A 1,359-nucleotide genomic window follows, 5' to 3' on the forward strand; every position below is an offset into this window, starting at 1 on the left:
TGAGCGCATCACGAAACTTGGCGCGGAAAATCTTCGACAGCGCTTTGACCGGCACGAGAAACTTCCCCCGCACCGGCGGCCCCGCCTTTCCGTCTGGCAACAAACCGCCGGCGGCGGCCGGGGAGAGATATGGAAATCGTTAGAACTCCCTTGAACACTTCAACTCATATCCCACCATAATTTTCCTTGCAACGAATATCGTTGCATACTATCTTCCACCATGATCAAAAGTTTCAAGCAGTCCTGGCTGGAGGATTTTTGGAATACCGGAAAGCACAAACGTGTTCCCGAACAGTTGAAAAGCAGATTGCTTCGAAAGCTGGATATGCTCAATGTCGCACGGGACCTCCACGATTTGAGCTCTCCTCCTTCCAACAATCTTCACCAACTGCATGGCGATCGCAAGGGAGAATGGGCGATTTCAGTCAATGGCCCTTGGCGCTTATGTTTCAAGTTCGACCAGGGGGATATTCTTGATCTCGAGTTGGTGCAATATCATTAAGAAAGGATGAACCCAATGCTTCCCCAATACCGGCAACCGACGCATCCTGGAGAGATAATCCGCTACGAGTTTCTTGAACCATTGCAGCTTACACAGCAAGAACTTGCAGAGGCAATTGGTGTCACGCGTGTGCGCATCAATGAAATTATTCTTGGCAAGCGCTCTGTCACCCCAGATACTGCGTTTCGTTTGGCGAAGTTTTTCGATACGACACCGGATTTTTGGATAGGGCTTCAGACCAATTATGATATGTGGGAAACTCTGCAATCGAATAAATCCGCGTATGCACAGATCAACCCGCTGAAGAAGAAGGTCGCTTGAACGACGTGAACCCCAGAAAATACTCCTGGAACGAAGAGAAGAACAAATATCTCCAAACGGCACGAAACAGATCTTTCGAAGAAGTCGTTTCCGGGATTGCAGGTGGCCATGTATTGGATCTTGTCGAGTACCCCATTCAGGAGAAATACAAAGGACAACGACTGTTCGTTGTTGAAATACATGGTTACGCATGGCTCGTACCCTTGGTTGAGACCGCCGAAGAAGTATTCTTGAAAACCGTCATTCCGAACCGAAAGGCGACTAGGAAATATCCAGGAGAGCGACATGAAATCCCATCATCTTGAAATTGACGATCAGGAATTGTTAGAATCCTACAAACGAGATGAGTGGCAATCTCTTCCTCAGTTGGAGACGGAATTGCAGCAATATCGGGCATCTGCCGCTGCTAATCTCGCAGGAAGCAGATTCGTGAGTGTTGGTATTTCTGCGGTTGCTGATGGCAACGCGAAAGATGTAAGGCGCGAGATATTTGAGCGCGCGTTCGCCAGAACCGACCGGACGACAATCGACGACCC

4 protein-coding genes are annotated in these 1,359 nt (G+C 48.9%); 3 read left to right on the forward strand and 1 reads right to left on the reverse strand.

What is annotated here, in order from left to right; all coding sequences use genetic code 11:
• Positions 1–220 precede the first annotated feature (220 nt).
• The 3 genes from L6R21_27935 to L6R21_27945 are packed head-to-tail and all read left to right on the forward strand — an operon-like array spanning position 221 to position 1,128.
• Complete coding sequence (locus L6R21_27935; protein ID MCK6563041.1) at positions 221–502, forward strand: type II toxin-antitoxin system RelE/ParE family toxin; 282 nt, start codon at positions 221–223, stop codon at positions 500–502.
• Positions 503–517: 15 nt separating this feature from the next.
• On the forward strand, positions 518–823 hold the full coding sequence (locus L6R21_27940) for a HigA family addiction module antitoxin (GenBank protein MCK6563042.1): 306 nt from the start codon (positions 518–520) through the stop codon (positions 821–823).
• Positions 820–1,128, forward strand: a complete 309-nt coding sequence (locus tag L6R21_27945) for a toxin (GenBank protein MCK6563043.1) — start codon at positions 820–822, stop codon at positions 1,126–1,128. The genes L6R21_27940 and L6R21_27945 overlap by 4 nt, the downstream gene beginning before the upstream one ends.
• Positions 1,129–1,147: 19 nt before the next feature.
• Here the strand turns inward: L6R21_27945 and L6R21_27950 are convergent.
• Positions 1,148–1,359 (reverse strand): transposase (locus L6R21_27950; GenBank protein MCK6563044.1); only part of this gene is annotated, 212 nt, incomplete at its 5' end.

This window comes from bacterium (assembly GCA_023150945.1).
Classification (GTDB): Bacteria; Zhuqueibacterota; Zhuqueibacteria; order Zhuqueibacterales; family Zhuqueibacteraceae; genus Coneutiohabitans.